Origin of the sequence: Acidiplasma aeolicum (assembly GCF_001402945.1) — an archaeon.
GTDB classification, from domain to species: domain Archaea; phylum Thermoplasmatota; class Thermoplasmata; order Thermoplasmatales; family Thermoplasmataceae; genus Acidiplasma; species Acidiplasma aeolicum.
Genome location: NZ_LKBG01000197.1, coordinates 1 through 651 on the forward strand (window position 1 = coordinate 1; position 651 = coordinate 651).

At 25.2% G+C, this 651-nt stretch carries 2 protein-coding genes; one reads left to right on the forward strand and one right to left on the reverse strand.

Features of this window, described 5'->3' with window-relative positions; translation table 11 throughout:
- On the forward strand, nt 1-183 hold a 183-nt coding region (locus AOG54_RS10110; protein ID WP_236692461.1), incomplete at its 5' end, for a hypothetical protein.
- Nucleotides 184-348: 165 nt separating this feature from the next.
- Here AOG54_RS10110 and AOG54_RS09515 read toward each other — a convergent pair.
- Nucleotides 349-651, reverse strand: a 303-nt coding sequence (locus AOG54_RS09515) for a transposase (RefSeq protein ID WP_201779320.1), incomplete at its 5' end; no start/stop codon positions are given.

A 651-nucleotide genomic window follows, 5' to 3' on the forward strand; every position in this document is an offset into this window, starting at 1 on the left:
AAATCTAATTTAAAATTTTTAGCTGATAATTACAATACCACAAAATCAAATTTATCAAAAAAACTTAGATTATTAGAGATAAATGCTGTATCATATTATTTAAGATCTCATATAATTACTGATGACATTGATAAAGTAATACATAGCTATAAAAGTAAACTGAACAATACTGATAAGCAATAAATTTATTATATACCTATTATTTTTATTACTTTCCAGTTTCCAATACTTAAATATTGTCCTATCATGTCATATTTATGTGATGATTTACTTTTCACTTATTATGAAAATATTTAATGATATGCTGAAAAACCTGCAAATGAGGATCGTGTGCCATATTATGTGTATTTATAAAGGGTATCTCCTATTGAACATCTCCTTAATCTCATCATTGCATTTATAGGAGCCGTTCATCTTCCTGAATGCATGCTTTGAATTGAATTCTATTGATTTTAAATAGAATATCTTCATTGCTGAATCTTCATCAGGGAATGATGATACTTTTGTTATCCTTCTTCTTATTTCCCCATTCATTCTTTCTATTGCATTGGTTGATTTTAATGAATTCCTTATTCTTGATGGATAATCATAGAATTTTAATAATTCACCTAACTTTATTTCAGTATTATATATTATATTAGGATACTTATT